The following is a 23,332-nucleotide window of genomic DNA, read 5'->3' as shown; positions in this document are numbered from 1 at the left end:
GGTCTAAATCCCCTGCTTGAACGTGATGCGGCTATGCCAGAACCAGCTGCCGATCATCAATAATAGTGAAAAGCCGAACTGGGCAAGAGTGGGAGAAAGCCCGCCCGCTTCGACCAGTAATGGCAAGGCGCCCCAATTGACCGCATAGTTGAACAGATAATAGGTCGAGAAGGCGGCGAATTCGCGCGCCAGATTGCCCCGGGAGCGAAACACGCCGATTTTGTAGGTCATGAAGGCAAAGCACAGGCAGATCGCCTGCGCGATCAGCAAGCCCACCATGTAGTGCGTCTGAAACAAAGGAAAGACGAACAGCAGCAACGGATAAAGGCCAAGCCCAAACGCGGTGTTGAGGGCGCCCGCGATGAGGAAGCGCAATGGGCGGCCCTCGGACTTCAAGGCTGCTGTCTTCACGATTCGTCCATCAGCGGGATCGCCATATTTTCGCGCAACACCTCGCGCGGAAGGAAGGGCGACAGATCTTCTAGCGCGGGGGACGTGATCCGACCGTCGGGATGCACTTTTGCCCCCAGCTTCGGCGCGAAGGACACATTCTCGTCAACGATAATCTCGCAAAGCGCTGGGCCGGGGGCGGCGAGCGTGTCGGCGATCGCCTGGCTGAGGTCGTTATGCCCCTCGGCGCGGTGATAGGCAAAGCCGAACGCGGCCGACACCTTCGCGAAATCGGGGAAGGTCACATTGCTCTTCGGCCCTCCGCCCACTTCGACCCCGTTGAAGAAATTGCGGTGGGTCTGGAAGATGGAGACATAGCCGGCATTGTTGATGAGGAACACTTTGATAGGCAGCCCATAGCCGGCAATGGTCTGCATCTCCTGAATGTTCATCATGATGCTGCCGTCGCCGGCGATGCAGATGACTCGGCGGTCGGGGCCGATCGCCGCACTTACGCCGATCGCGGCGGGCAGGTCATAGCCCATCGTCGCGCAGCCCGAATTGGTCCAGAGCCGCTGCCCTTGCTTGAGGTGCGCCGACTGGAAACTGACGACGCAGGCGCTGCCATTCCCAGTAACGACGATGTCGTCGGCATCGAGTGCCTTGAACAGCGCGTCCATCGCGACATAGGGATGATTGGCAGGGCCATGCTCATGATATTCGGGCAGCACTGTAGGGAAGCGGGCGACGCGCTCGCGCGCCCATTCCAGCCAGCCGCGATGCTGCTCGGTCGGCCCCGCATAGTCCTGCTCCAGCAGCGCGGGGATGAGGTCGGCGAGATCGGCAACCACCGGCAAGTCGGGCTTGACCGTGGGCTTCTGCAATTCCAGCGGGTCGATATCGACCCAGATTTTGAACGCCTCGCGCGCAAAGCTCTGCCAGTTATAGCTCACCTGCCGGATGTTGAGCCGGCTGCCGAGCACCAGCAGCAGGTCGGCGCTCTGCGTCACCATATTGCCGCCACGATCACCCACCGTGCCGGGGCGGCCGGCATAGAGCGGATGGTCGTTCCACAGCACGTCATGCGCGTTCCACCCGGTGACGACGGGCACGCCCAGCCGCTCGACCAGCGTGATGAACTCGCGGTGCATCCCCGACAGGCGCACCCCGCCTCCGGCAAACATCACCGGCCGCTTGGCCTTTTGCAGCCGATCCAGAATGTCGCGGGCCAGCGGGCCAAGGTCGGCGTCGAGCCATGGCCGTTCCAGTTCGGCGGGATCGAAACCGGGCAGCGCATCAGGATCGATCTTGGCCGCTTGCACGTCCAGCGGAATGTCGATCCACACCGGGCCGGGCCGGCCCTTGGTCGCGAGATACAGCCCCTTTTCCAGATGATAGCGGATCGACTGGGTGTCATTCACCATCACCGCATATTTGGTGACGGGGCGGACCAGCTCCTCGATGTCGAGTTCCTGGTCGCCCAGCTGGCGCAGCGGCAGGCCGCTCGACCGGACTGTCGTCTCGCGCTTTACCTGGCCCGAAATCACCAGCATCGGGATGGAATCGACATAGGCGCCATAGACGCCGGTGATCGCATTGGTCCCACCGGGACCGGAGGTCACGTTGACCACCGCCGGCTTGTTGGTAAGCCGCGCATAGGCTTCCGCCGCCATCGAGAGCGCCTGTTCATGATGGGTGAACAGCGTCTTGAGCTTGGGATGGGTGCCGATGCTGTGGTTGAGGTGCATCGCGCCGCCGCCGGTCAGCATGAATATCTGCTCGATGCCATGGTCCGCCAACCAGGTGGCGAGCCAGTCGGAAAGTTTCACGTGGGTCATGGTTTCCATCCGTTGGAAGCTGCGGTGCGGCGGATCGCTTCGTCAAGATCGACGGTGGCGACAACGCCCAGTTGTTCGCGGATCAACGCGGTCGAGGGAACGTAGCGGCCGGGGTTCCAGCCCGGATCGGGCCGTCCCAGGATGCGGACATCGGGTGCGCCCAGCAGGCGCGCGGTGCGGCGGGCGAGATCGGCGATCGACACTGCTTCCTCCGACCCGACATTATAGGCGCCGCCCTTTTCGCCCAGCGCAAGCAAGGTCCACATCCAGACCGCAAGATCGGCCGCGTAGAGATAGGATCGCACCGCCTGCCCCGATCCCTGCACCTCGATCGCGCGGCCGGCGATCGCGTCGCGGATGAAATTGCCAGCCGCAAAATGGGTATCGAGCGACAATAAAGGCCCGAGTAGCGCGAAGATCCGCGCCGTCACCACGCCGACGCCGAACTGGTGCGCATAGATGGTGCAGAGCGTCTCGGCCGCTCTTTTCCCCTCGGCATAGGCCGATTTGGGATCGCGCACCGAAGGTCCGCCGATCCAGTCCTCCGCGACATGGGTCACATCCCAGGGCTGGACGCCATAGACCGCGCCCGAACTCATGAACAGCATCCGCGCCTGCCGCTCATGCGCGAGGTCCAGCATCGCGCGGGTGCCGTCCAGGATGGTGTCGAACATGCGGCGGGGGTCGGTCGCGGTCAGGTGGGCGCTGGCGTCGGTCGCGCCATGGATGATGTGGGTGAAGTCCCCCGCCGGCGACGGGCAGCTTTGAATGTCGCCGCGCAGAAAGGCAAAGCGCCCGGCCAGATGCGGCGCGCGCGCGGCGAACCCGGCCGGATCGCGGCTTAGCAGCGTCACCTCGACATCCACCGGCGCACGGGCGAGCGCCTCCAGCATCCAGCGGCCGATGAAGCCAGTGCCGCCGGTAAAGAAAATGCGCGCGCCATCGAGCCGCGCCCAGATGGGCGCCAGAGCGGCATCCATGGCGAGAAGATCGACGGGGGGGATCATGCGGGCATCAGTCCCAGGCTGGGGCGATGGCTATGATGGGCGCGGATGACGCGGGTCAGGGCATCGATGGAGAGACACCAGACGATCAACAGGACGAGGGCAGGCCGCGCAAGTTGTCCAACCGAAATCCCGAAGCTGATCGTCACCGGGCGCTCAGCGAGCCAGCTGTAGGATGGGACGCCCGTCAACTTGCTCAAAGTCCAGTCCGCGGTGATCGATACGAGGTAGCAGGCGATGACCGCAATGATCTTGGCGGGCCTCTGAGATCCGTCCATCAGGATCAGGAAAAAGAGGAAGGTCAAGGCATAACCACCAGGAGATTGGGATACCAGATGGAAGCCTACAAGCAATGCTGCAACCCGCGCCGTTGAAAGCGCGCTGGGTTGAAGCCAAGCGGCGACCAGGCCGAGCAACGCCATGGCCTGGGTCAACCGAACCGCGATGGGAAACCAGAAAAGCATAGTTTCGAGCATGCGAGAGGACATGACAGTGAGTATCGGAATGGGCACGCGCTCGATTTCCAGAAAGGGTACGAAGGTGGTGGCGAAATAAATCTGTTCCCAGACCTGCCCGCTTGTGGCGCGCACCCAAATGCCCATATTCTCGAGTACTTCCCACGGCGTACCGCTGCCGAACATCGCAAGGCTTAGCAGGTAGACGCCGATTGTCGCCAAAGCGCCCTGCTCCAAAGTGCGCCAGTCGCGCTTTATGCCGAAGGCAAGGGACGGCAATACCAGATAGGGCTTGAAATTGATGGTTATCCCTATGCACAGCGCGCGCATCCAGGGCGTCTTCACCAGTCCCCCATAGACCAGCATGAAGAACGGCAAGCATATCAAGATGAGGTTGCCGCGCTCGAGCAGAAAAAGCATCGGATAGCCCAGCCCGAATGCGCATGTGCGCAACAGGGCGCGTTCGGGAACGGAGCGCCTGAATACGGCATAGGCAAGAGAGATGTTGAGAAAGAACAATGTCACAATCTCGATCCGGCTCAACCAATCGCAATCGCGCGCGAACAGCGGATCGGTGTAACAATGCGGGATCGTCACCCACTCAAGAAACACGAACGACAGTGGCGGGTAAACGGCATGCCATCGGTCGAACGCGCCGCCCTGATGCGCGAAGGCAGCGACGTTGAACCAGTCCATGAATGTGTCGAACGTGTTGAATATGAAGGGCTGAGGGAGATAGTCGTAGGTCAGGAAGAAACATACGACCCAGATGTCGCTCGCTATAATCGCCAGCAAAAGCGCAATTTCTGGCGATTGCCGCACCAGCAACATACGGAGCGTTCGCATCATTTAAGACTTCGGGTGAACCAAGGTCCGGGACGCGGGCGCCGCCCGACTTTCCGGGAAGTTGAGACGCTCCCGCTCTATCACCAGAGGCACATTGCGTAGCCGATCCGATACCAGAGCGATTTGCGTGCCGATGATGCCAAGGAAGAACAGCAATATGCTGAACATTCCTGACACCGCTCCCGTCAACCCGATCGCCAGCGTGGGTCCGCCGACAACGGCGCTTGTTGCTGCGGCAAGGATAAGGATCGCTGTCAGCAGCGCCATCCACAAAGACAGCAGCACCGGCATACGCAGCAATGAGCGCGTGGAGGCGGCAAGGCCGGACAGGGCGAAGGAGTAAAGCGCAGTTAGGTCATTCTTGCTTTCCCCGGCAGCGCGCGGGGGCCGATCGACTGGCACGACCGCAAGCCGATACCCACTCTCGATCACCATGCTTCGGAAGAAAGGCTCCGGCTCGTTCCAGCTTGCTAGCATATCGACCACCTTGCGGTCGAACAGGCCGAAGCCCGTGGCGCCCGACACCAAGGGAACATCGCCATATCGCGCCATCAAACGATAGCCGCAATGACGGGCAAGCCTCAGCAGAGGAGAAGCGCGTTCCGAGCGGCGCTGCGCTAGAACCACCTCGGCGCCTCCACGCCAAAGCCGCATGAATTCGCCGATCATTTCAGGTGGATCCTGAAAGTCGGCGCACATTCCGATCACCGCTGCACCTTCAGCCTGATAGATGCCGTAGGTCGGGGATCGCATTTGCCCGTAATTACGGTTGTTGAGTATGGCTCTAATCCTCGGATCCCTTGCGCAAATATCACGCATGATCGCAGGCGTCGCATCCGTCGAGTGATTGTCGATCAGGATTATCTCATGACTCGTTGAATGCTGCTCTGCTTGCGCGGTCACGGCATCGCATATTGCGCGAACATTCTCCTCTTCGTTGAAGCAGGGAATGACGATCGACAGCTCAATCACCGTCATGGCTCCCGGTCCACAGGCGAAATGAGCGGCAGTCTTATTGCGGTTGCCGGGGCATAGGCCTCAGTAAAGAAAGCTAGCAGCAGGATCAAAGCCAGTAGCACGGCCGCAGGGACGTTGAACTTCCGGTCTACATCCAGATTGGGCGCTTCGATCACCTGCGCGTCCGCCGCCGTCTCGGCCGCCAGCGCCTCGACCGTCACTTCCTCGGTCGAGCGGGAATAGACCTCATACATGGTTTGCGCGAACCTGTAGTTCCGGTACAGATCGAAGTAGCGCAGCAAGACGTCGGAAAGGCCCGCAACATTCGGGCCGGCCGCATTGGTGGCCGGTGCGGCGGTACGCGCAATCTGGGCCTGGAGAGAGGCAATCTGCGTTTGCAGCGCGCGCAACCCTGGATTTTCATCGCCCTGAAATTGGCGCATTGTTTGAAATTCGACCTGCTTTGCTTGTAACTGCGCCTGCAAACTCGCGCGCAAGGTCAATTCCGAACCTAGCTGGACTTCGGGAGCTGCCAGATTGTTGTTGCGGCGAAAGACGTTAAGCGCTGCCTCTGCTTTCGAGACTTCAAGGCTCGCATCTTTGAAACGCTTTTCTATGACGGCGCGCTTACGACGGATGCGCTCGCGCTCGAGCGTGTTCAATCGCGCGGTAATCGCGTCAACATAAGCGCGCGTCAGCCGCTCCGATTCCGCCGCATCATGCGTGCGCGCCTCTACCTCGATGATTCCGCCCGTCAAGGAATGGATATCGACCTTTCGCTCCAATGCGCGTTGCGCCGCGCGCCGGCTGCCATATTCCGAAGCGTCGTCCAGCTTCAGGTTCTGGACGACGGCGACACTCACCTCTGGCGAGCGTGCGACCGAAAGGAAGATGTCGATCGGTTGCTTAGCCCCGCCAAGGAGCGCGGCAAAGGTGCCGAACTGCCCCCCCAGCGCGCTCATCATCGAGTTGATGCCGAGGCTGCCGCTGTCCTGCGGCACGATCTTGGCGCGCGCGACGTAGGGCTGAGGCACGACGCAGAGCAGCGCCGCGACGGCCGCCGCCGCAGCATAGCCGCGCCGGCGGATGCGCGCATCCGCTACCCACCCCTTTGAGCGATCGACCAGGCTCATTGCACCACCGCCGCGACCGACGCCGCGCCGATCACGCCACCGAAGAGGCTGGAGCTGATGTCCCGCAATCGCGCCCAGAATTCGCCGCGATCGGCGTTGACGGGGATGAAGACAAGGTCGCCCGGCAGAGCGCTGGCCTTCAGCGTGGACCGCCCATTCGCAATGACCGTGCCATTGGCGCGGACGACGAAGATCTCGCTCTTGTCGCCCAGCTTCTGGACGCCGCCCGCGCTCTTCACGAAGTCGCCGATCGTGCGGCCGCTGTCATAGGCGAAGGAGGCGGGCGTCGGCACCGCCCCGAACACCCCTACCGTCACCGGCCGGGTCGGCACATAGACGCTGTCGTTATTCTCGACGATCAGATCGCCGGGCAGCTGGGCTGCGCTGACTGGCAGGTCGAAGACAAGGCGGCCGGTCGGCTCGCGCGTCTGCATCTGCGCCACGACCGACTGGATCAGCTGCCGGTTGCCCTCGGTGGCGAGCTGCGCCCGGTTCACCGACACCAGCGGCTGGGTGCTGAGCAGCAGCTCCATATCCTTGACCGCGCGGTCGAAGCTCTCCTTCTGCTGCGCCTTCACGCTCTGCCGCGTGATGACGCTGGCATAGGGGAAGGCATCGCGCGTGAGCCCACCTGCCTGGGTGACCACATCCGACAGCCGCGTGCCTGGCGCGACATAATAGCGGCCCGGCTTGGCGACTTCGCCGCTTAGCGTGATGAGCACCGGCTGGGTGCCGATTGGTCGGGCGATGCCGATGTCGGAGAGGACGCGGATCACGTCGCCACGCTGGGCAATGCGGGTGCGTGCGTCGGCGGGCGCCAGTTCCTGCCAGCCCAGCTCGCGCCGGCCAAGCGAGTCGAAGAGAAGCAGCCGGGTAGCGTCCGCCACCGACGACGTGCCGCCTGCATAGCGCAGCGCAGTCTCCACTGTCTCGTCCGGCCCAACTTCGTAGATCGCCTCGCGATTGACGCTGCCGATCACCGCGACTAGCGCGCCGGTCGGCGCAATAAAGATGACATCGCCACTCTGGAGCGCCGCGTCGCCGCTCTTGTCGCCGCGCAGCAGCAGGTCATACAGGTCGAAGTCCGACACCAGGGCGCCGTTGCGGCGCAACTGGATTGAGCGGAAGCTGCCCCCCGCGCTCGGCCCGCCGGCCGCCAGCACGGCGTTGACCAGCGTCGACAGGCTGTTGACCGTATAAGCGCCGGGCCGCTCGGCAAAGCCAGTGACATAGACGGTCAGCCCTTTGAGCCGCGCAATCGACACCTGAAGATCGAAATTGCGAAACTGACGGGAGATCTGCCGCGCGACCGCCTCACGCACATCGCCATAGCGCACGCCGGCCACGCTCACCGGCCCAACTTTGGGCACGAAGATGCGGCCCTCGCTGTCGATCGTCAGCACGACGCCATTCGCCTGGACGCTCCCCGACAGGTCGACACGCAGACGGTCGCCGGGGTTGAGCCGATAGTCGTCCGGCACCGCGGTCGTGGAAGGCGCAGTGAAGTCCCGGGATTCAGGCACGAGCATGTCCGATCCGAACCGCCGCAACGGCTTGCCGACGATGTCTGAAACATAGGATTCGAATTCGTTGGGCGGTGCGACGCGAACGGGCTTGGGAGGCTCGGGTCGCTCTGCCGCTTGCATCTCGGGCCACAGCATCGGCGCCGACAGGGTGGTCGGTTGCGGCGTGCTTATGATAGCCGGTTCATATCCTGAAGCGGGCACCGTCATGTCGGACCGGGCGCGCCCTGAGCCTGCGCTATTGTCGCTCTGGGTCGATCCGTTGACCGGCGGCAAGAGCTGGGCCTGGCCGGGCATGGCCGCGCAAACAAGCGAGAGGGCCGCACCGGACCCTAGGAGGCGGCGAAGAGAAATCATGAATCAGTCCTGATGCGAAACGGTGGGCAATAGCGAGAGCGGTAGCGCATTCCGTAGTCGGTCGTAAGCCTTACCCGAATTGGCAAGCAATATGCCGGTGGACGGGGAACCGACCCGATAGGGCGCGCCGTCCCAATGCGTCGCGACGCCGCCCGCCTCGGTCAGGAACAGAGCGCCGGGCGCGTGATCCCACGGAAGGATGCGCTGGAACAGGGCAACATCGTTGCGCCCCAGCACCAGCCGGGGATAGCTTTCCGCCGCGCAGCGGGGAATGGCTTCCAGCACGAAGGCGGTTTCTACTGCGGCATGGACTGCGGTGCGACGTTCGACATCCATGAACTGGGTGCCGAGCGACGCCACGGGCAATGGCCGATCCTGCGGCTGTACGCGCACTGGCGCGTTGTCGATCGTGGCGCCTTCGCCGCGCACGGCCGCGCATAATCTCCCGCTAACCGGGTCTAGCATCCAGCCGGCGATCGGCACGCCATCCTCGACCAGCGCGATCATCATGCCGAACGGCTCGCGCCCGGCGGCGAAATTGGCCGTGCCGTCGAGCGGATCGATCAGCCAGACGCGGCCTGACCCGATGTCGTCCAGCAAGCCGGGCTCAGCCTCGCACGCTTCCTCGCCCACGATCCGGGTTCCGGGATCGAATCGGGCAAGTCCGTCGCGCAAGGCCGCTTCGGAATCATGGTCAGCGGAAGTGACGATTTCCCCCGCACCCTTGTCGGCAATTTCGTGGGTGGCAAGCGTGCGGAAACGGGGGACTATGATGTCGGTCGCCACGCTGCGCATCAGCGTGGCGACCTGCCGATACAGGGACATTGTTATCCTATCAGGCAGCGACCGACTTGATGGCGCCGCTATTGGCCAACGCAATTCGGTCGCGCATCATCTTGATGCGGGCCTGGTCCTCGGCGCTGATCGCGCTGTAATAGGCCTGCTTGTTTTCCAGCCATGCCAGCTCGAAGGCCATGGCGTTGGCGATGCCGTCCTCGAAATCGATCGACTCCGCCGCCGCGCCGTCGAAGATCACCTTGCGGGTCTCGAACCGGTCGAGCCGGACCTTGCGGAATGCGCGCAGCGCGGGCGCGGCCTCGACCGCCACCGACCCGCCGACGACCAGCTCCAGGTCGTTGCTGGCGCAGGCTTCGGCCACCTGGAGCACCGCCTGGGTGATCTCCGGCGCGTTGATCGCGCTGCGCGCCAGCCCGCGCGACAGGGTGAAGTCGACCCGGCCAAAGACAATGCCGTCCAGCCGCTGCTTGGCGGTGGGCAGCATGTCGTTCAGGAAGCCCAGCGTCGTCTGGGTCTCCAGGTTGAACAGGAAGCGCGTGTCGGTCGGCGCGTCGCCATAGACCTTGTCGCGCGCATCGGCGAACTTGGACAGCGCATAGGGGGTTTCGACCATCGGGGCGATGATATAGTCGATGCCGTAGAGCTTGGACGCGAACAGGTCAGATATCGCTTCGCACCCACCGATCTTGAGTGCGACTTTAAGGTCGGCGCGTCGTGCCAGATCCAAAAGGCGCAGCAGTTCGTCGGGTCGGGTGCCTTCGGCTTCGAATTCCGCCTTTACGGCCACCACTCCATAATGATCGCGCCCTTTCTTGAGCATCTCCAGCATACGCTTTTCTGTCAGATTCATGTCAGTCCCCTAGTCGTCTTCCGCTATACTATTCATTGTTGCCGGAGCATGTCATATGAGAGCAAGACGATGCCCGCCAGTGCAATCCGTCGACCCGCACCATAATTTTTATTGGTTTATAAACATGTTACGCGGCTGCATCGACATTAACGATATGAATGTAAAAGATTTTTCTATGGCTTTGCCTGCAGATGTGCATGCTCGGCGTATTTAAGAGGCTTCGGCCCGAGTCGGCCCGTCACTCGCCCATGCGCGCCTGCTTCGCGCTTTTGGTCCTTCCCGCCCTCGCAATACAGGCTGATTTGTCGCATGCGCGGACGTTGCTTGCGCCGGTGAACTCCGGCTTTGGCGTCAGGCATGACCCGTTTGACGGCCGCGCGCGGCGGCACAGCGGGGTAGATTTCTCCGCGCGCTTCGGAGCGCCCGTTTTCGCCGCCGCGTCCGGCCGGGTGATCTTTGCCGGCCATCGGGGGGGCTATGGCCTCGCCATAGACATCGCCCATCCCGACGGGACGAGCGCCCGCTATGCGCATCTTTCGGCGCTGGCGGTGCGCGCGGGCGACCTCGTCTCGGCTGCAACGCTGATCGGCCGCGTCGGATCGAGCGGCCGGTCGACCGGGCCGCACCTGCATTTCGAATATCGCATCGCGGGCGCTGCGGTCGATCCTCTGCCCTATTTCACCCACTCTGCGGCAACGGCGTCGGCCGCGCGTCCGGTCACAGCGTCCTCCGCGCAGCCGGCACGGGGGGTGCATCGCTCCGCCTTTTCAATCCAGCAATGCCAGGCGGCGCGCGCCGATCCTGCCGGGTCGGGCGCGGCTGCCGACCGGCTCAGATGGTGCGCCGACTGACCGCCTGCGCGGCTGGCGCATAGTGGCTTGCGCTGCTGGCCATTAGGCGGATGATGGCCGAACGGTCATGGCGCGGAGATGCGGGTGCGGGCGAGCGACGCGGAAGAAGAGATGTTCGATCTTCTGGTCGTGGGCGCCGGCATCAACGGCGCCGGCGTCGCGCGCGATGCGGCGGGGCGGGGCGCTCGCGTGCTGGTGCTGGAAGCAGGCGACATCGCTGGCGGCACATCCTCGGCGTCGACCAAGCTCATCCATGGCGGGCTGCGCTATCTGGAGCACCGCGAATTCGCGCTGGTGCGGGAATCGCTCGCCGAGCGCGAGCGGCTCTGGGGAATTGCGCCGCATCTGGTGCGGCCGATGCGCTTCGTCCTGCCACATCGGGCAGGGCTGCGGCCGCGCTGGCTGCTGCGACTGGGCCTCTTCCTCTACGACCATATCGGCGGCCGCAAGCGGCTGCCGGCGACCCGGTCCCTTAACCTCCGCGCGCATCCCGCCGGCAAGCCGCTCAAGCCCGGCTTCACCGCCGGTTTCGCTTATTCCGACTGCTGGGTGGACGATGCGCGGCTGGTCGTGCTCAACCTGCGCGACGCCGCCGATCGCGGCGCGCAGGTAATGCCCCGCACCCCGGTCGAGGCGCTCGCCCGCGAAGCCGATCATTGGCGCGCCACCGTGAAGGGCGGCCGCCTGTTCCGGGCGCGGGCGGTGGTCAACGCCGCCGGCCCGGCCGTGCTCGATCTCATCACCCGCGCCGGCATAGCCTCGGCGGCGCAGATGCGGCTGGTGCGCGGATCGCATATCGTCGTGCCCGCCCTGTTCGATCATGGCCTCGCCTATTTCTTTCAGCTTCCCGATGGCCGCATCTTCTTCGCCATCCCCTATGAGCATGACTTCACCCTGATCGGCACCACTGACGTCGATCATGTGGGATCATTGCATGACGTTCAGCCCGATCCGGCCGAAATCGCCTATCTGTGCGAGGCCGCGAACGGCTATTTCCAGCGGCAGATCGGCCCGCAGGACGTGGTCTGGCGCTTCGCCGGCGTCCGCCCGCTGATTGACGACGGATCGGGCCGCCCCGAAGCCGCCACGCGCGGCTACCGGCTCGACCTGTCCGACGAGGCAGAGGGGGCGCCGCTGCTCAGCATTTTCGGCGGCAAGCTTACCACCTATCGCCATCTCGCCGCATCGGCGATGGAGATGCTCGGCCAGCGCCAGCCACTATTCGCCGGCCCCGACTGGACCGCCAACACGCCGCTGCCCGGCGGCGATTTCCCGATCGACGGCGCGGCGGACCTTACTGCCCGGCTGCAAGCCGACTATCCCTTCCTCGCGCCCCGCTGGTCGGAACGCATGATCGCCGCCTATGGCACGATCGCCTGGGCGATCCTCGCCGATGCGCACACGCTCGGCGACTGCGGCCGCCATTTCGGCCATGGCCTGACCGAGCGGGAGGTCGCTCATCTCGCCGACCGCGAATGGGCGCGCACCGCCGACGATATCCTCTGGCGTCGCACCAAGCTCGACCTCTATTTCAGCGAAGCCGAGCGCGCAGCGCTCGACCAATATCTGGACGGGAGAGACAGATGAAGGCGATCCTGGCGATCGATCAGGGCACCACCTCCACCCGCGCGCTGATCGTGGACGAAGCGACGCAGGTCCGCGCGACCGCCCAGGTCGAACTGCCGCAATATTATCCGCAATCGGGCTGGGTCGAGCATGACGCCGAAATCATCTGGCGCGACACGCTCGCCACGGCGCGCGCGGCGATGGCGGAGGCGCAGGCGCTCGGCCTCGATCTTGCCGCGATCGGCATCACCAACCAGCGCGAGACGTTCCTGCTCTGGGACCGCGAGACCGGGCAGCCGCTCCACAACGCGATCGTCTGGCAGGACCGGCGCGGCGCGGAGCTGTGCCGCGCCATGGCGGCGGAGGGGCTGGAGCCGGAGATCACCGGTCGCACCGGCCTGCTGCTCGATTCCTATTTCTCGGCGACGAAACTCGCCTGGCTCCTCGACGCCCGGCCGGACGCGCGGGCGCTGGCGGAGCAGGGGCGGATCGCCTTCGGCACGATCGACAGCTTCCTGCTCTGGCGGCTGACCGGCGGCGCGGTCCATGCTACCGATCCCACCAATGCGTCGCGCACCTTGCTGTTCGACATCCGCACGATGCAATGGTGCCCCGATCTCTGCCGCATGTTCAACATCCCGATGCCGATCCTGCCCGAGGTCCGCTCCAACGACGCTTTCCTCGGCACGAGCGATCCGTCTCTGTTCGGCCGCGCGCTGCCGATCACCGGCATGGCGGGCGACCAGCAGGCCGCGCTCATCGGCCAGCGCTGCCTGCGCGCGGGCGACGCCAAGATCACCTATGGCACCGGCGGCTTCGCGCTCATGAACACGGGCGACACGATCTGCCGGTCGGCGCATCGCCTGCTCACGACCGTCGGCTTTCAGGCGGAGGGCCGCACCTGCTACGCGCTCGAAGGCGCGATCTTCGTCGCCGGCGCGGCGGTCCAGTGGCTCCGCGACAGTCTCGGCATCATCGCCCATGCCGGCGAAAGCGAAGCGCTGGCCCGCGCGCTGCCCGACAATGGCGGCGTCTATCTCGTGCCCGCTTTCGTCGGGCTCGGTTCGCCACACTGGGACGCCGACGCGCGCGGCCTCATCACCGGCCTCAGCTTCGGCGCGACGTCCGCGCATCTGGTCCGCGCCGCGCTGGAGGCAGTCGCCTATCAGAGCCGCGAACTGGTCGATACGATGGCGCGCGACAGTGGGCTCGCCGCGCCCATGATGCGCGTCGATGGCGGCATGACCGCCAATGGCTGGCTCTGCCAGTTCCTCGCCGACATGCTGGGCCTTCCAGTGCGCCGCCCCGCGGGCATCGAGACGACGGCGCTGGGCGCAGCCTTCCTTGCCGGGGTAGGGGCAGGGCTGTGGTCCGGGCTCGCCGCCTTGCCCGGCGAGAGCCAAACGGACGCCCGTTTCGCCCCCATGATGACCGAAGAAGAACGCGCACGCCTGTTCGGCCAATGGACCGACGCGGTCGATCGTGCCCGATCGACGGCCCGCCCGGCAAAATGATCGATCGCCCCGTGTCGCCCACCGATCGCCTGCGCCAGCGGCTCGTCCGCCAGGTGCAGGACATGTTCAACGACCGTGCGCGGGGCGAACGCCCGGTGGTGCGCTCCGACCATGCGCTCTACCCGCGCGATTCGGTCATCTGGCGCGTCCATGGCGATGTCACCACGATGATGATCGGCGGCGTCACCGCCTTGCTGCTCCAGATGCTCCACCCGGCCGCGCTCGCGGGCGTGTGGGATCATAGCGAATTTCGCGACGATATGCTCGGCCGCTTGCGCCGCACCGCGCGCTTCATCGCGGTCACGACCTTCGGCGACCGGGCGGACGCACAGGCTGCCATTCATCGTGTGCGGGAGGTTCATACCCATGTGCGCGGCGCGCTGCCCGATGGCGCGCCTTATGCCGCGAGCGACCCGCGCCTGCTCGCCTGGGTCCATGTGTGCGAGGCGATCGGCTTTCTCGACGCCTGGATCGCTTTCGCCGAACCGGGCATGACCCGCGCCGATCAGGACGCCTATGTCGAACAGGCAGGGCTTGTCGCCCGTGCGCTCGGGGCCGATCCGGTGCCCGCGACCCGTGCCGAGGCCGATGCGCTCATCGCCGCCTTCCTGCCCGATCTTACCGCCAACGCACGCACCCGCGACGTCGCCCGCCGCATCCTGTCGCAACCCTCTCCCACGATCGCCATGAAGCCGGCACTGGCGATCGTGATGCAGGCGGCGGTCGATATATTGCCGCTCTGGGCGAAGCGGATGCACGGCTTTCCCGCGCGCCCGATCGCCGCGCCGCTGACTCGCGCCGGCGGCTTTGCCATGGCAGGGCTGCTGCGCTGGGCGTTCCGGGCTTAGCCCAGCGCCGCCTCGACCGCGCGCAGCAGCGGCGCGTCCGCTGTCGCCGCGCCACCATCCCGCCCGAACAGAAAGCCGATCGAGCGGCGGAGGGTGAAGCCCGCCAGCCGGGGCCGCGCTACCCCGTCATGGGCATAGCTCTGCGGCATGACCGTCAGCCCCAGCCCGGCCGCGACCATCTGCAACACCCGCTCGTCATTGGTGCCGCGCAGCGCGAACGGCGGCCGCACGCCCCGATCGGTGAAATGCCGGCTGGTCGCGGCCAGCGCCTCGCAATGGCGGCGCACGATCATTGTCTCGCCGGCAATCTCCTCCGCCGCGATCTCGTCGCGCTCGGCCAGCGGATGCCCGGCGGTGATGGCGATGGCATAGCCTTCGGTCAGGATCGTGCGCTCAGGGAATCGCGCCCCACCGCGTCCGGTCAGCGACAGCGCGACATCGATCCGACCCCGGTCGAGCCGGCTCAGCAGGTCGCGCTCGGACCCATAGACGATCTCTATGCCTTGGCGCGCCTCGGCCGGCAACGCGGCGACGGCGCTGGCGATCGTCGCGCCCGCAATGCTGTGCAGCACGCCCAGGCGACACCCCGCACCCTGGCCGCCCGGTTCCTGCGCGACGGCGCGCTGCGCCGCGTTGAACTCCGCCTCGATCCGCCGCGCATGGCCGAGCAGCCGCGTCCCCGCTTCGGTCAGCTGCATCCGCTGATGCGCGCGGACGAAAAGCCGCGCGCCCAGCAGGCTTTCGAGCTTGCCGATCCCGACCGACAGCGTCGGCTGCGATACATTGCATGCCGCCGCGGCGCGGGAAAAGCTGCCCTGGTCCACCACGGCCAGAAAATAGCGGAGAAGATAGCGCTCCATTATAGATGGCATCTATAGCGGGGCACAGAAAAGTTTCAATTTGGGAAAGAGCGGCGCGGGGGTAGAAGGCAGTCGAGGAGAGACGCATGAGTGATTTCGACTTCGCCCTCGGCGAAACCGCCGACATGATCCGCGAGAGCACGGCGCGCTTCGCCGCCGACCGGATCGCGCCCCTCGCCGCCGAGATCGACGCGAAGGACTGGTTCCCGCGCGACGAGCTATGGCCCGCCATGGGTGAGCTTGGCCTGCACGGCATCACCGTCGAGGAGCAATGGGGCGGTCTCGGCCTCGGCTATCTTGAGCATGTCGTGGCCCAAGAGGAGGTCGCCCGCGCCTCCGCTTCGATCGGCCTCAGCTACGGCGCGCACTCCAACCTCTGCGTCAACCAGATCCGTCGCTGGGGCAATGATGCGCAGAAGGCGAAATATCTGCCCAAGCTGATTTCCGGCGAGCATGTCGGCTCGCTCGCCATGTCGGAAGCAGGGGCGGGATCGGACGTGATCTCGATGAAGCTGCGCGCGGAAAAGCGCGGCGACCGCTATGTCCTCAATGGCACGAAATATTGGATCACCAACGCGCCCTATGCCGACACGCTGGTCGTCTACGCGAAGACGGGTGAGGGGTCGAAGGGCGTTACCACCTTCCTCATGGAAAAGGACATGAAGGGCTTCTCCATCGGGCAGAAGATCGACAAGATGGGAATGCGCGGCTCCCCGACCGCCGAGCTGGTGTTCGACGATTGCGAGGTGCCGGAGGAGAATATCATGGGGCCGCTCAATGGCGGCGCGGGCGTGCTGATGAGCGGCCTCGACTATGAGCGCACTGTGCTGGCCGGCATCCAGCTCGGGCTCATGCAGGCCTGCCTCGACGTGGTGCTGCCCTATGTCCGCGAGCGCCGCCAGTTCGGCAAGCCGATCGGCGCGTTCCAGCTGATGCAGGCCAAGGTCGCCGACATGTATGTCGCGCTAAGCAGCGCGCGCACCTATGTCTACGCCGTGGCGAAGGCATGCGACGCCGGAAAGACCACCCGCTTCGACGCAGCCGGGGCGATCCTGCTGGCGAGCGAGAACGCCATGAAGGTCGCGCTGGAAGCGGTGCAGGCGCTGGGCGGCGCGGGCTACACGAAGGACTGGCCGGTCGAACGCTATATGCGCGACGCCAAGCTGCTCGACATCGGCGCGGGAACGAACGAAATCCGCCGGATGCTGATCGGGCGGGAATTGATCGGAGGAGGGGCGTGAGTGTGCTCATGATCCTCCCCTGCAAGGGGAGGGGGACCGTTTGCGAAGCAAATGGTGGAGGGGTGTCCCCCTATCGAGAGCGTGACACCCCTCCGTCTGGCCTGAGGCCAGCCACCTCCCCTTGCAGGGGAGGATGTTAAGTGACCGCACCCATAATCGACACGAAACTCTCCCCCGACAGCGAAACCTTCAGCGCCAACGCGGCGCACAATCGCGCCCTCGCCGAAGACCTGCGCGCCAAGGTCGCCGCCGCCGCACGTGGCGGATCGGACAGCGCGCGCGACAAGCATGTGGCGCGCGGCAAGCTCCTCCCCCGCGACCGTGTCGAACGCCTGCTCGATCCCGGCAGCCCCTTTCTCGAAGTCGGCCAGCTCGCCGCCAACGGTCTCTATGATGGCGAGGTGCCCGGCGCCGGCATCGTCGCCGGCATCGGCCGCGTCTCGGGCCGGCAGGTGATGATCGCCTGCAACGACGCGACGGTGAAGGGCGGCACCTATTACCCCCTCACCGTCAAGAAGCATCTGCGCGCGCAGGAGATCGCGCTGGAGAACCGGCTGCCCTGCATCTACCTCGTCGACTCAGGCGGCGCGAACCTCCCCAACCAGGCGGAGGTCTTCCCCGACCGCGACCATTTCGGCCGCATCTTCTACAACCAGGCGCAGATGAGCGCGCGCGGCATCCCCCAGATCGCCTGCGTCATGGGAAGCTGCACCGCCGGCGGCGCCTATGTCCCGGCCATGTGCGACGAAAGCGTGATCGTCCGCAACCAGGGCACCATCTTCCTCGCCGGCCCGCCGCTGGTTCAGGCGGCGACGGGCGAGGTCATCAGCGCGGAGGATCTGGGCGGCGGTGACCTCCACGGCCGCAAGTCGGGCGTGGTCGATCATGTCGCCGAGAATGACGATCACGCCCTCACCATCATCCGCGACATCGTCTCGACCCTGCAACCCGACGCCACGCCCGACGTGAACCTGCGCGATCCGCGCGCGCCGCTCTACGACGCGAGCGACCTTTACGGCATCGTGCCGCAGGACGTGCGCGCGCCCTATGACGTGCGCGAAGTCATCGCCCGCATCGTCGACGGCAGCGAATTCCATGAATTCAAGGCGCTCTATGGCACGACTCTGGTCTGCGGCTTCGCCCATATCTGGGGAATGCCGGTCGCGATCCTCGCCAACAACGGCGTCCTCTTCAGCGAAAGCGCGGTCAAGGGCGCGCATTTCATCGAACTCGCCTGCCAGCGGCGTGTGCCCTTGCTCTTCCTCCAGAACATCTCCGGCTTCATGGTCGGCGGCAGATATGAGGCGGAGGGGATCGCCAAAAATGGCGCGAAGCTCGTCACCGCCGTCGCCACCGCGCAGGTGCCCAAGGTCACCGTGTTGATCGGCGGCAGCTTCGGCGCGGGCAACTACGGCATGTGCGGCCGCGCCTATGGCCCGCGCTTCCTCTTCACCTGGCCCAACAGTCGGATCAGCGTGATGGGCGGCGAACAGGCCGCGAGCGTGCTGGCGACCGTCAATCGCGATGCCGCCAACTGGACCCCCGAGCAGGCCGAAGCCTTCAAGGCCCCGATCCGCCAGCGCTTCGAAGACGAGGGCAACCCTTACTACGCCACCGCCCGCCTGTGGGACGACGGCGTCATCGATCCGGCGCAGACCCGAGACGTGCTCGGCCTGGCCTTCGCCGCCACGCTGAACGCGCCGATTGGGGAGCGTGCGCAGTTTGGGGTGTTCAGGATGTAAAGGAGCTTGCGCATGGAAGGAATTGTACAAAATACGGAGTTTGGATGTGGCCCTGCGTGCGTTGCAATGCTCTGCGGCATCTCCCTAGAGGAGGCTTTCGATGCCTTTGAGCAGCGCGATTGGGATGTGCACGGAGCCACGGAAAATGAGCTAAGCGCCGCATTTTCTTCGTTTGGTTTTATCTTGGGACAGGCATCAGACATCCCAGATGAAAGAGGTGCTCTTTTCAATCGTCGCGAAAACCTATTGCTTTGGGGTCCCATCCTCAACAGGCATAAGGCCGTCAATTGGAAAGAACGATCGCAAAGAGCAGAGTTTCGTTTCGACACTCCTAAAGTACGTAGTTTTCACTTCAATAAGGAGAGCGTCGATATAGCCATTGAGACATTTGACCATTGGGCTGTTTGGGATGGATCGGCACGCGCATTGCGAGATCCTTATGGATACCAGTGCATGTTTGTTCCGGTTTATGCTCATTTGATCCTCCAACCATGATCGCCTCCCTCCTCATCGCCAATCGCGGCGAGATCGCCTGCCGCATCATCCGCACCGCGCGCGCTATGGGTATCCGCACCGTTGCCGTCTATTCCGACGCCGACGCGCGCGCCCTCCACGTCCGCTCCGCCGACGAAGCCGTCCATATCGGCCCCTCCCCCGCGCGCGAATCCTACCTCGTTGGCGACAAGATCATCGCCGCCGCCAAGGCTACCGGCGCGCAGGCGATCCACCCCGGCTACGGCTTCCTTTCCGAGAACGCGGATTTCGCGCAGGCTGTGCTCGACGCCGGCCTGATCTGGGTCGGCCCTCGCGCCGACAGCATCCGCGCCATGGGTTTGAAGGACGCCGCCAAGAAGCTGATGCAGGACGCTGGCGTCCCCACCACCCCCGGCTATCTGGGCGAGGACCAGAGCGAAGCGCGGCTGAAAGCGGAAGCCGACGCGATCGGCTACCCCATCCTCATCAAGGCGGTCGCCGGCGGCGGCGGCAAGGGGATGCGGAAGGTCGATGCGGCCGCCGACTTCGCCGAAGCGCTCGCCTCCTGCCGGCGCGAGGCCGCGTCCAGCTTCGGCAATGACGCGGTGCTGCTGGAGAAATGGATCACCAACCCGCGCCATATCGAGGTGCAGGTCTTCGGCGACACCCATGGCAACATCGTCCACCTGTTCGAGCGCGACTGCTCGCTCCAGCGCCGCCACCAGAAGGTGATCGAGGAAGCGCCCGCGCCGGGCATGGATGAAGCGACCCGCGCTGCGGTCTGCACGGCAGCGGTCAATGCGGCCAAGGCGGTCGATTATGTCGGCGCAGGTACCATAGAATTCATCGCCGACGGTTCCGAGGGGCTCCGCGCCGACCGTATCTGGTTCATGGAGATGAACACCAGGCTCCAGGTCGAGCATCCGGTGACCGAGGAGATCACCGGCGTCGACCTCGTCGAATGGCAACTCCGCGTCGCCTCGGGCGAGCCGCTCCCCAAGAAGCAGGACGAGTTGGCCATCACCGGCTGGGCGATGGAGGCGCGCCTCTACGCCGAAGACCCGGCTAAGGGCTTCCTGCCCAGCACGGGGCGGTTGGAGCATTTTAGCATCCCGCGCGATCTCGATCCTTACCGCTATATCGCGCCATCGACAGGTAGCTTAGAAACGCTCGAATATACCGGCCATCCCCGCATCGAAACCGGCGTCGAGAAGGGGAGCGAAATCTCACCCTATTACGACCCCATGATCGCCAAGCTGATCTGGCACGCGGATCATAGGCGAGAGGCGGCGCGCGGCCTGTCCAATCTGGTTCGGCGGGTCGAAGCCTGGCCAGTAAGAACCAATGCGACGTTTCTTCATGCCTTGCTGGTCGATCCCAGCTTCACATCAGGTGCGGTCCATACGGGCCTGATCGAGCAACTGGGCCAAGATGTCGTGTTTGATCTTGAGCCGCCGCCATCCCTACTTGACCTTGTGGCCGAGGGGCTTGTCGATGATCGCCTTCCCGAGAAGCTGACCGGTTTTCGCCTTAATGCGCCACCACAGCGCATAGTTCGGCTGATGGACCGGAAAAACATCTACGAGGCGGCTTTGCGCGGCCCCCGCGATGCAGCGCAGGCATTGCAAGATGACGACTGGTTTTCATTCACGCCCAATGGGGACTCCATCTTCGCGGCGATGCAGGGTCAGACGTGGAGGTTCGAACTGGCGGCCCAACGCGGCACAGCCACCGGCGCAGCCTCCGACGGCGCGATCCTGTCTCCCATGCCGGGCCGCATCATCGCCGTCGCGGTGGCGCGGGGCGATAGCGTCACCAAGGGCCAGAAGCTCCTCACCCTCGAAGCCATGAAGATGGAGCATAGCCTCGTCGCCCCTTTCGACGGTATCGTGGCGGAAATGAACGCGGCCGAAGGCGGGCAGGTGAGCGAAGGCGCGCTGCTGGCGAAGATCGACAAGGCGGAATAAACTTCCCTCCGTTCGGTTCGAGCTTGTCGAGAACCGTTGCGTGTAGGGTTCTCGACAGGCTCGAACCGAACGGATGCAGGAACGATGGCAGGCAGATATTTCGACCAATGGCGTATCGGCGACAGCATCGCCCATGACATACGCCGCACCGTGACGGAGACCGACAATCTCCTCTTCACGACCATGACCCACAATCCCCAGCCGCTGCACCTCGACGCCGAAGCGGCGAAGGCCAGCGAGTTCGGGCAGATCCTCGTCAACGGCACCTTCACCTTCGCGCTGATGGTAGGGCTGTCGGTGGGCGACACGACGCTGGGCACGCTCGTCGCCAATCTCGGCTATGACAAGCTCGTCATGCCCAATCCCGTTTTTATCGGCGACACGCTCCGCTGTGAGACCGAGGTGACTGACCTCAAGCCCAGCAAGTCGCGCCCTAATGCCGGCATCGTCACCTTCACCCACCGCCTGCGCAATCAGCGCGACCAGATCGTCTGCCAGTGCCTGCGCATGGCTCTGCTCAAGCGGTCCGACGCATGAGCCTGCGCTCGCTGCTCTTCGTCCCTGCGGACCGGCCGGATCGCTTTCCCAAAGCGGCGGCGAGCGGCACGGACGCGCTGATCCTTGATCTCGAAGACAGCGTCGCACCCGAGCGCAAGGCGGAAGGCCGCGCCGCCATCGCCGACTGGCTCGCGCAGCCCCGCGCCGTCCCTGCCTTCGTCCGCGTGAACCCGCTCGACAGTGGCCTGACGCAGGCCGATCTCGCCGCCATCCTCCCCGGTAAGCCCGACGGCGTCGTGCTCCCCAAGGCCGAAGGCGCGGCCAGCATCCGCACCCTTCTCGCCCTGATCGGCGACAATGCGCCCCCGATCCTCCCGATCGCCACCGAAACCCCCGCTGCCCTCTTCCAGCTCGGCAGCTATGGCGACGTCGCTCCCCATCTCGCCGGCCTGACCTGGGGCGCGGAAGACCTGCCCGCCGCGATCGGCGCAGCGACATCGCGCGAGGAGGACGGCCACTACACGTCGCCCTATGAAATGGTCCGTAGCCTCACCTTGTTCGCCGCCCATGCGGCAGGCGCGCCCGCGATCGAAACCGTCTTTCCCGGCATTGACGCACCCGCAGCCCTCGCCGCCTATGTCGCCCGCGCCCGGCGCGACGGCTTCACCGGCATGATGGCGATCCACCCCGCGCAGGTCGAAATCATCAACGCCGGCTTCACCCCCACCGAGACCGAACTCGCCCATGCCCGCGCGGTGATCGACGCCTTCGCTGCGAACCCCGGCGTCGGCGCGCTCAGGCTCGACGGCAAGATGATCGACCGCCCCCACCTCATCCAGGCCCAGCGCATCCTCGCCCAGGCACGAGATTAGGCTGGCGGCAAATCCCTGATCTGCTCCAGGATCATGCCCGCATCTTCCCTGCGGCAGATGAGCAGGTCGGGCAGCGCCACGTCGGGCTGGTTATAGCGGAGCGGGCTGCCGTCGATGCGCGAACAATGCAGGCCATGCGCCAGTGCGACCGCGACCGGGGCCATCGAGTCCCACTCATATTGCCCGCCCGAATGGAGGTAGATGTCGGCCTGCCCCAATATGATCGCCATCGCCTTCGCGCCCGCCGACCCCATCGGCACCAGCTCCGCGCCGATCCGCGCGGCGATCTCCACCGCCTCGCGCGCGGGGCGAGTGCGGCTGACGACCATGCGCAGCCGGTCGGGCGCGAGCGGCAAAAGGCGCGGCTGGTCGGAGCGCAGCACCAGCCCGCCCTCGGCCCCTGGCAGCGCCACCGCACCCACGACCGGATTGCCGCCGACCGCCAAGCCCACATGCACCGCCCAGTCGGCCCGCGCCTCGCCATATTCGCGCGTGCCGTCGACCGGATCGACGATCCACACGCGCTCGTGCAGCAGCCGGGTGCCGTCGCACTTCATCTCTTCGGACAGCAGCCCGTCATCGGGCCGCGCCTCGCGCAGCGCATGGACGAGGAACTGGTTGGCGGTCTGGTCCCCTGCCAGCCCCAGCGACTTGCCCGAAAATATTCCGCTCGCCCGCACCTCCAGCAGCAGCCGGCCGGCCACTGCGGCCAGATGCGCCGCCAGCGCTGCGTCGGTCAGGCTCGCGC

At 65.1% G+C, this 23,332-nt stretch carries 21 protein-coding genes; 10 read left to right on the top strand and 11 right to left on the bottom strand.

What is annotated here, in order from left to right:
• Window positions 1-3 precede the first annotated feature (3 nt).
• The 9 genes from V2B31_RS03335 to V2B31_RS03295 form a co-directional block, all read right to left on the bottom strand.
• Entirely contained in the window at window positions 4-411 is a 408-nt protein-coding gene (locus V2B31_RS03335; protein WP_328275256.1) for a GtrA family protein, read from the bottom strand.
• Window positions 408-2,228 (bottom strand): thiamine pyrophosphate-binding protein, encoded by a 1,821-nt coding sequence (locus tag V2B31_RS03330; protein WP_328275254.1) that lies wholly within the window; start codon window positions 2,226-2,228, stop codon window positions 408-410. Before V2B31_RS03330 ends, V2B31_RS03335 begins: the two co-directional genes overlap by 4 nt.
• Window positions 2,225-3,235 carry an NAD-dependent epimerase/dehydratase family protein gene (locus V2B31_RS03325; RefSeq protein WP_328275252.1) on the bottom strand — a complete coding sequence of 337 codons (1,011 nt, stop codon included), beginning with the start codon at window positions 3,233-3,235 and terminating at the stop codon, window positions 2,225-2,227. The genes V2B31_RS03330 and V2B31_RS03325 overlap by 4 nt, the downstream gene beginning before the upstream one ends.
• Window positions 3,232-4,536, bottom strand: a complete 1,305-nt coding sequence (locus V2B31_RS03320; RefSeq protein WP_328275250.1) for a hypothetical protein — start codon at window positions 4,534-4,536, stop codon at window positions 3,232-3,234. Before V2B31_RS03320 ends, V2B31_RS03325 begins: the two co-directional genes overlap by 4 nt.
• Window positions 4,537-5,511: a glycosyltransferase family 2 protein gene (locus tag V2B31_RS03315; RefSeq protein WP_328275248.1), complete on the bottom strand. Its 975-nt coding sequence runs from the start codon at window positions 5,509-5,511 to the stop codon at window positions 4,537-4,539.
• Window positions 5,508-6,623, bottom strand: a complete 1,116-nt coding sequence (locus V2B31_RS03310) for a capsule biosynthesis protein (protein ID WP_328275246.1) — start codon at window positions 6,621-6,623, stop codon at window positions 5,508-5,510. The genes V2B31_RS03315 and V2B31_RS03310 overlap by 4 nt, the downstream gene beginning before the upstream one ends.
• Entirely contained in the window at window positions 6,620-8,443 is a 1,824-nt protein-coding gene (locus V2B31_RS03305; RefSeq protein WP_328275244.1) for an SLBB domain-containing protein, read from the bottom strand. The genes V2B31_RS03310 and V2B31_RS03305 overlap by 4 nt, the downstream gene beginning before the upstream one ends.
• Window positions 8,444-8,506: 63 nt before the next feature.
• The gene (locus tag V2B31_RS03300) at window positions 8,507-9,328 is read right to left on the bottom strand and encodes an inositol monophosphatase family protein (RefSeq protein ID WP_328275242.1); all 822 of its coding nucleotides are present in this window, start codon (window positions 9,326-9,328) and stop codon (window positions 8,507-8,509) included.
• A 10-nt stretch (window positions 9,329-9,338) separates the two neighbouring features.
• The gene (locus V2B31_RS03295) at window positions 9,339-10,151 is read right to left on the bottom strand and encodes an aldolase/citrate lyase family protein (RefSeq protein ID WP_328275240.1); all 813 of its coding nucleotides are present in this window, start codon (window positions 10,149-10,151) and stop codon (window positions 9,339-9,341) included.
• 302 nt (window positions 10,152-10,453) lie between these two features.
• Between V2B31_RS03295 and V2B31_RS03290 the strand changes: the two genes are divergently transcribed.
• From V2B31_RS03290 to V2B31_RS03275, 4 genes are all read left to right on the top strand, one after another.
• A complete protein-coding gene (locus tag V2B31_RS03290; protein WP_328275238.1) occupies window positions 10,454-11,002 on the top strand; it encodes a M23 family metallopeptidase in 549 nt (182 codons plus the stop codon).
• Window positions 11,003-11,080: 78 nt separating this feature from the next.
• A complete protein-coding gene (locus V2B31_RS03285) occupies window positions 11,081-12,589 on the top strand; it encodes a glycerol-3-phosphate dehydrogenase (RefSeq protein ID WP_328275236.1) in 1,509 nt (502 codons plus the stop codon).
• On the top strand, window positions 12,586-14,082 hold the full coding sequence (gene glpK, locus V2B31_RS03280) for a glycerol kinase GlpK (RefSeq protein ID WP_328275234.1): 1,497 nt from the start codon (window positions 12,586-12,588) through the stop codon (window positions 14,080-14,082). Before V2B31_RS03285 ends, glpK begins: the two co-directional genes overlap by 4 nt.
• Window positions 14,079-14,930 (top strand): oxygenase MpaB family protein, encoded by an 852-nt coding sequence (locus tag V2B31_RS03275; protein WP_328275232.1) that lies wholly within the window; start codon window positions 14,079-14,081, stop codon window positions 14,928-14,930. The genes glpK and V2B31_RS03275 overlap by 4 nt, the downstream gene beginning before the upstream one ends.
• Here V2B31_RS03275 and V2B31_RS03270 read toward each other — a convergent pair.
• Window positions 14,927-15,793, bottom strand: coding sequence for a LysR family transcriptional regulator (locus V2B31_RS03270; protein ID WP_328275277.1), 867 nt, complete (start codon window positions 15,791-15,793; stop codon window positions 14,927-14,929). The genes V2B31_RS03275 and V2B31_RS03270 overlap by 4 nt on opposite strands.
• Window positions 15,794-15,876: 83 nt before the next feature.
• Here V2B31_RS03270 and V2B31_RS03265 point away from each other — a divergent pair, with 83 nt between their 5' ends.
• From V2B31_RS03265 to V2B31_RS03240, 6 genes are all read left to right on the top strand, one after another.
• Entirely contained in the window at window positions 15,877-17,031 is a 1,155-nt protein-coding gene (locus V2B31_RS03265) for an isovaleryl-CoA dehydrogenase (protein WP_328275230.1), read from the top strand.
• 140 nt (window positions 17,032-17,171) lie between these two features.
• Window positions 17,172-18,773, top strand: a complete 1,602-nt coding sequence (locus V2B31_RS03260; protein WP_328275228.1) for a carboxyl transferase domain-containing protein — start codon at window positions 17,172-17,174, stop codon at window positions 18,771-18,773.
• A gap of 12 nt (window positions 18,774-18,785) precedes the next feature.
• Window positions 18,786-19,268 (top strand): hypothetical protein, encoded by a 483-nt coding sequence (locus tag V2B31_RS03255; RefSeq protein ID WP_328275226.1) that lies wholly within the window; start codon window positions 18,786-18,788, stop codon window positions 19,266-19,268.
• On the top strand, window positions 19,265-21,214 hold the full coding sequence (locus V2B31_RS03250) for an acetyl/propionyl/methylcrotonyl-CoA carboxylase subunit alpha (protein ID WP_328275224.1): 1,950 nt from the start codon (window positions 19,265-19,267) through the stop codon (window positions 21,212-21,214). The genes V2B31_RS03255 and V2B31_RS03250 overlap by 4 nt, the downstream gene beginning before the upstream one ends.
• A gap of 36 nt (window positions 21,215-21,250) precedes the next feature.
• Window positions 21,251-21,751 carry a MaoC family dehydratase gene (locus V2B31_RS03245; protein ID WP_328275222.1) on the top strand — a complete coding sequence of 167 codons (501 nt, stop codon included), beginning with the start codon at window positions 21,251-21,253 and terminating at the stop codon, window positions 21,749-21,751.
• Window positions 21,748-22,584 (top strand): HpcH/HpaI aldolase/citrate lyase family protein, encoded by an 837-nt coding sequence (locus V2B31_RS03240; RefSeq protein ID WP_328275220.1) that lies wholly within the window; start codon window positions 21,748-21,750, stop codon window positions 22,582-22,584. Before V2B31_RS03245 ends, V2B31_RS03240 begins: the two co-directional genes overlap by 4 nt.
• Here V2B31_RS03240 and V2B31_RS03235 read toward each other — a convergent pair.
• The gene (locus tag V2B31_RS03235; RefSeq protein ID WP_328275275.1) at window positions 22,581-23,324 is read right to left on the bottom strand and encodes a 3'(2'),5'-bisphosphate nucleotidase CysQ; all 744 of its coding nucleotides are present in this window, start codon (window positions 23,322-23,324) and stop codon (window positions 22,581-22,583) included. The two genes, V2B31_RS03240 and V2B31_RS03235, sit on opposite strands and share 4 nt — an antisense overlap.
• Between the last annotated feature and the right edge of the window lie 8 nt (window positions 23,325-23,332).

Origin of the sequence: Sphingobium sp. (genome assembly GCF_036170395.1) — a bacterium.
Classification (GTDB): Bacteria; Pseudomonadota; Alphaproteobacteria; order Sphingomonadales; family Sphingomonadaceae; genus Sphingobium.
The sequence above is the reverse complement of the archived record's forward strand: the minus strand, read 5'-3'. Positions and strand labels throughout refer to the sequence as shown.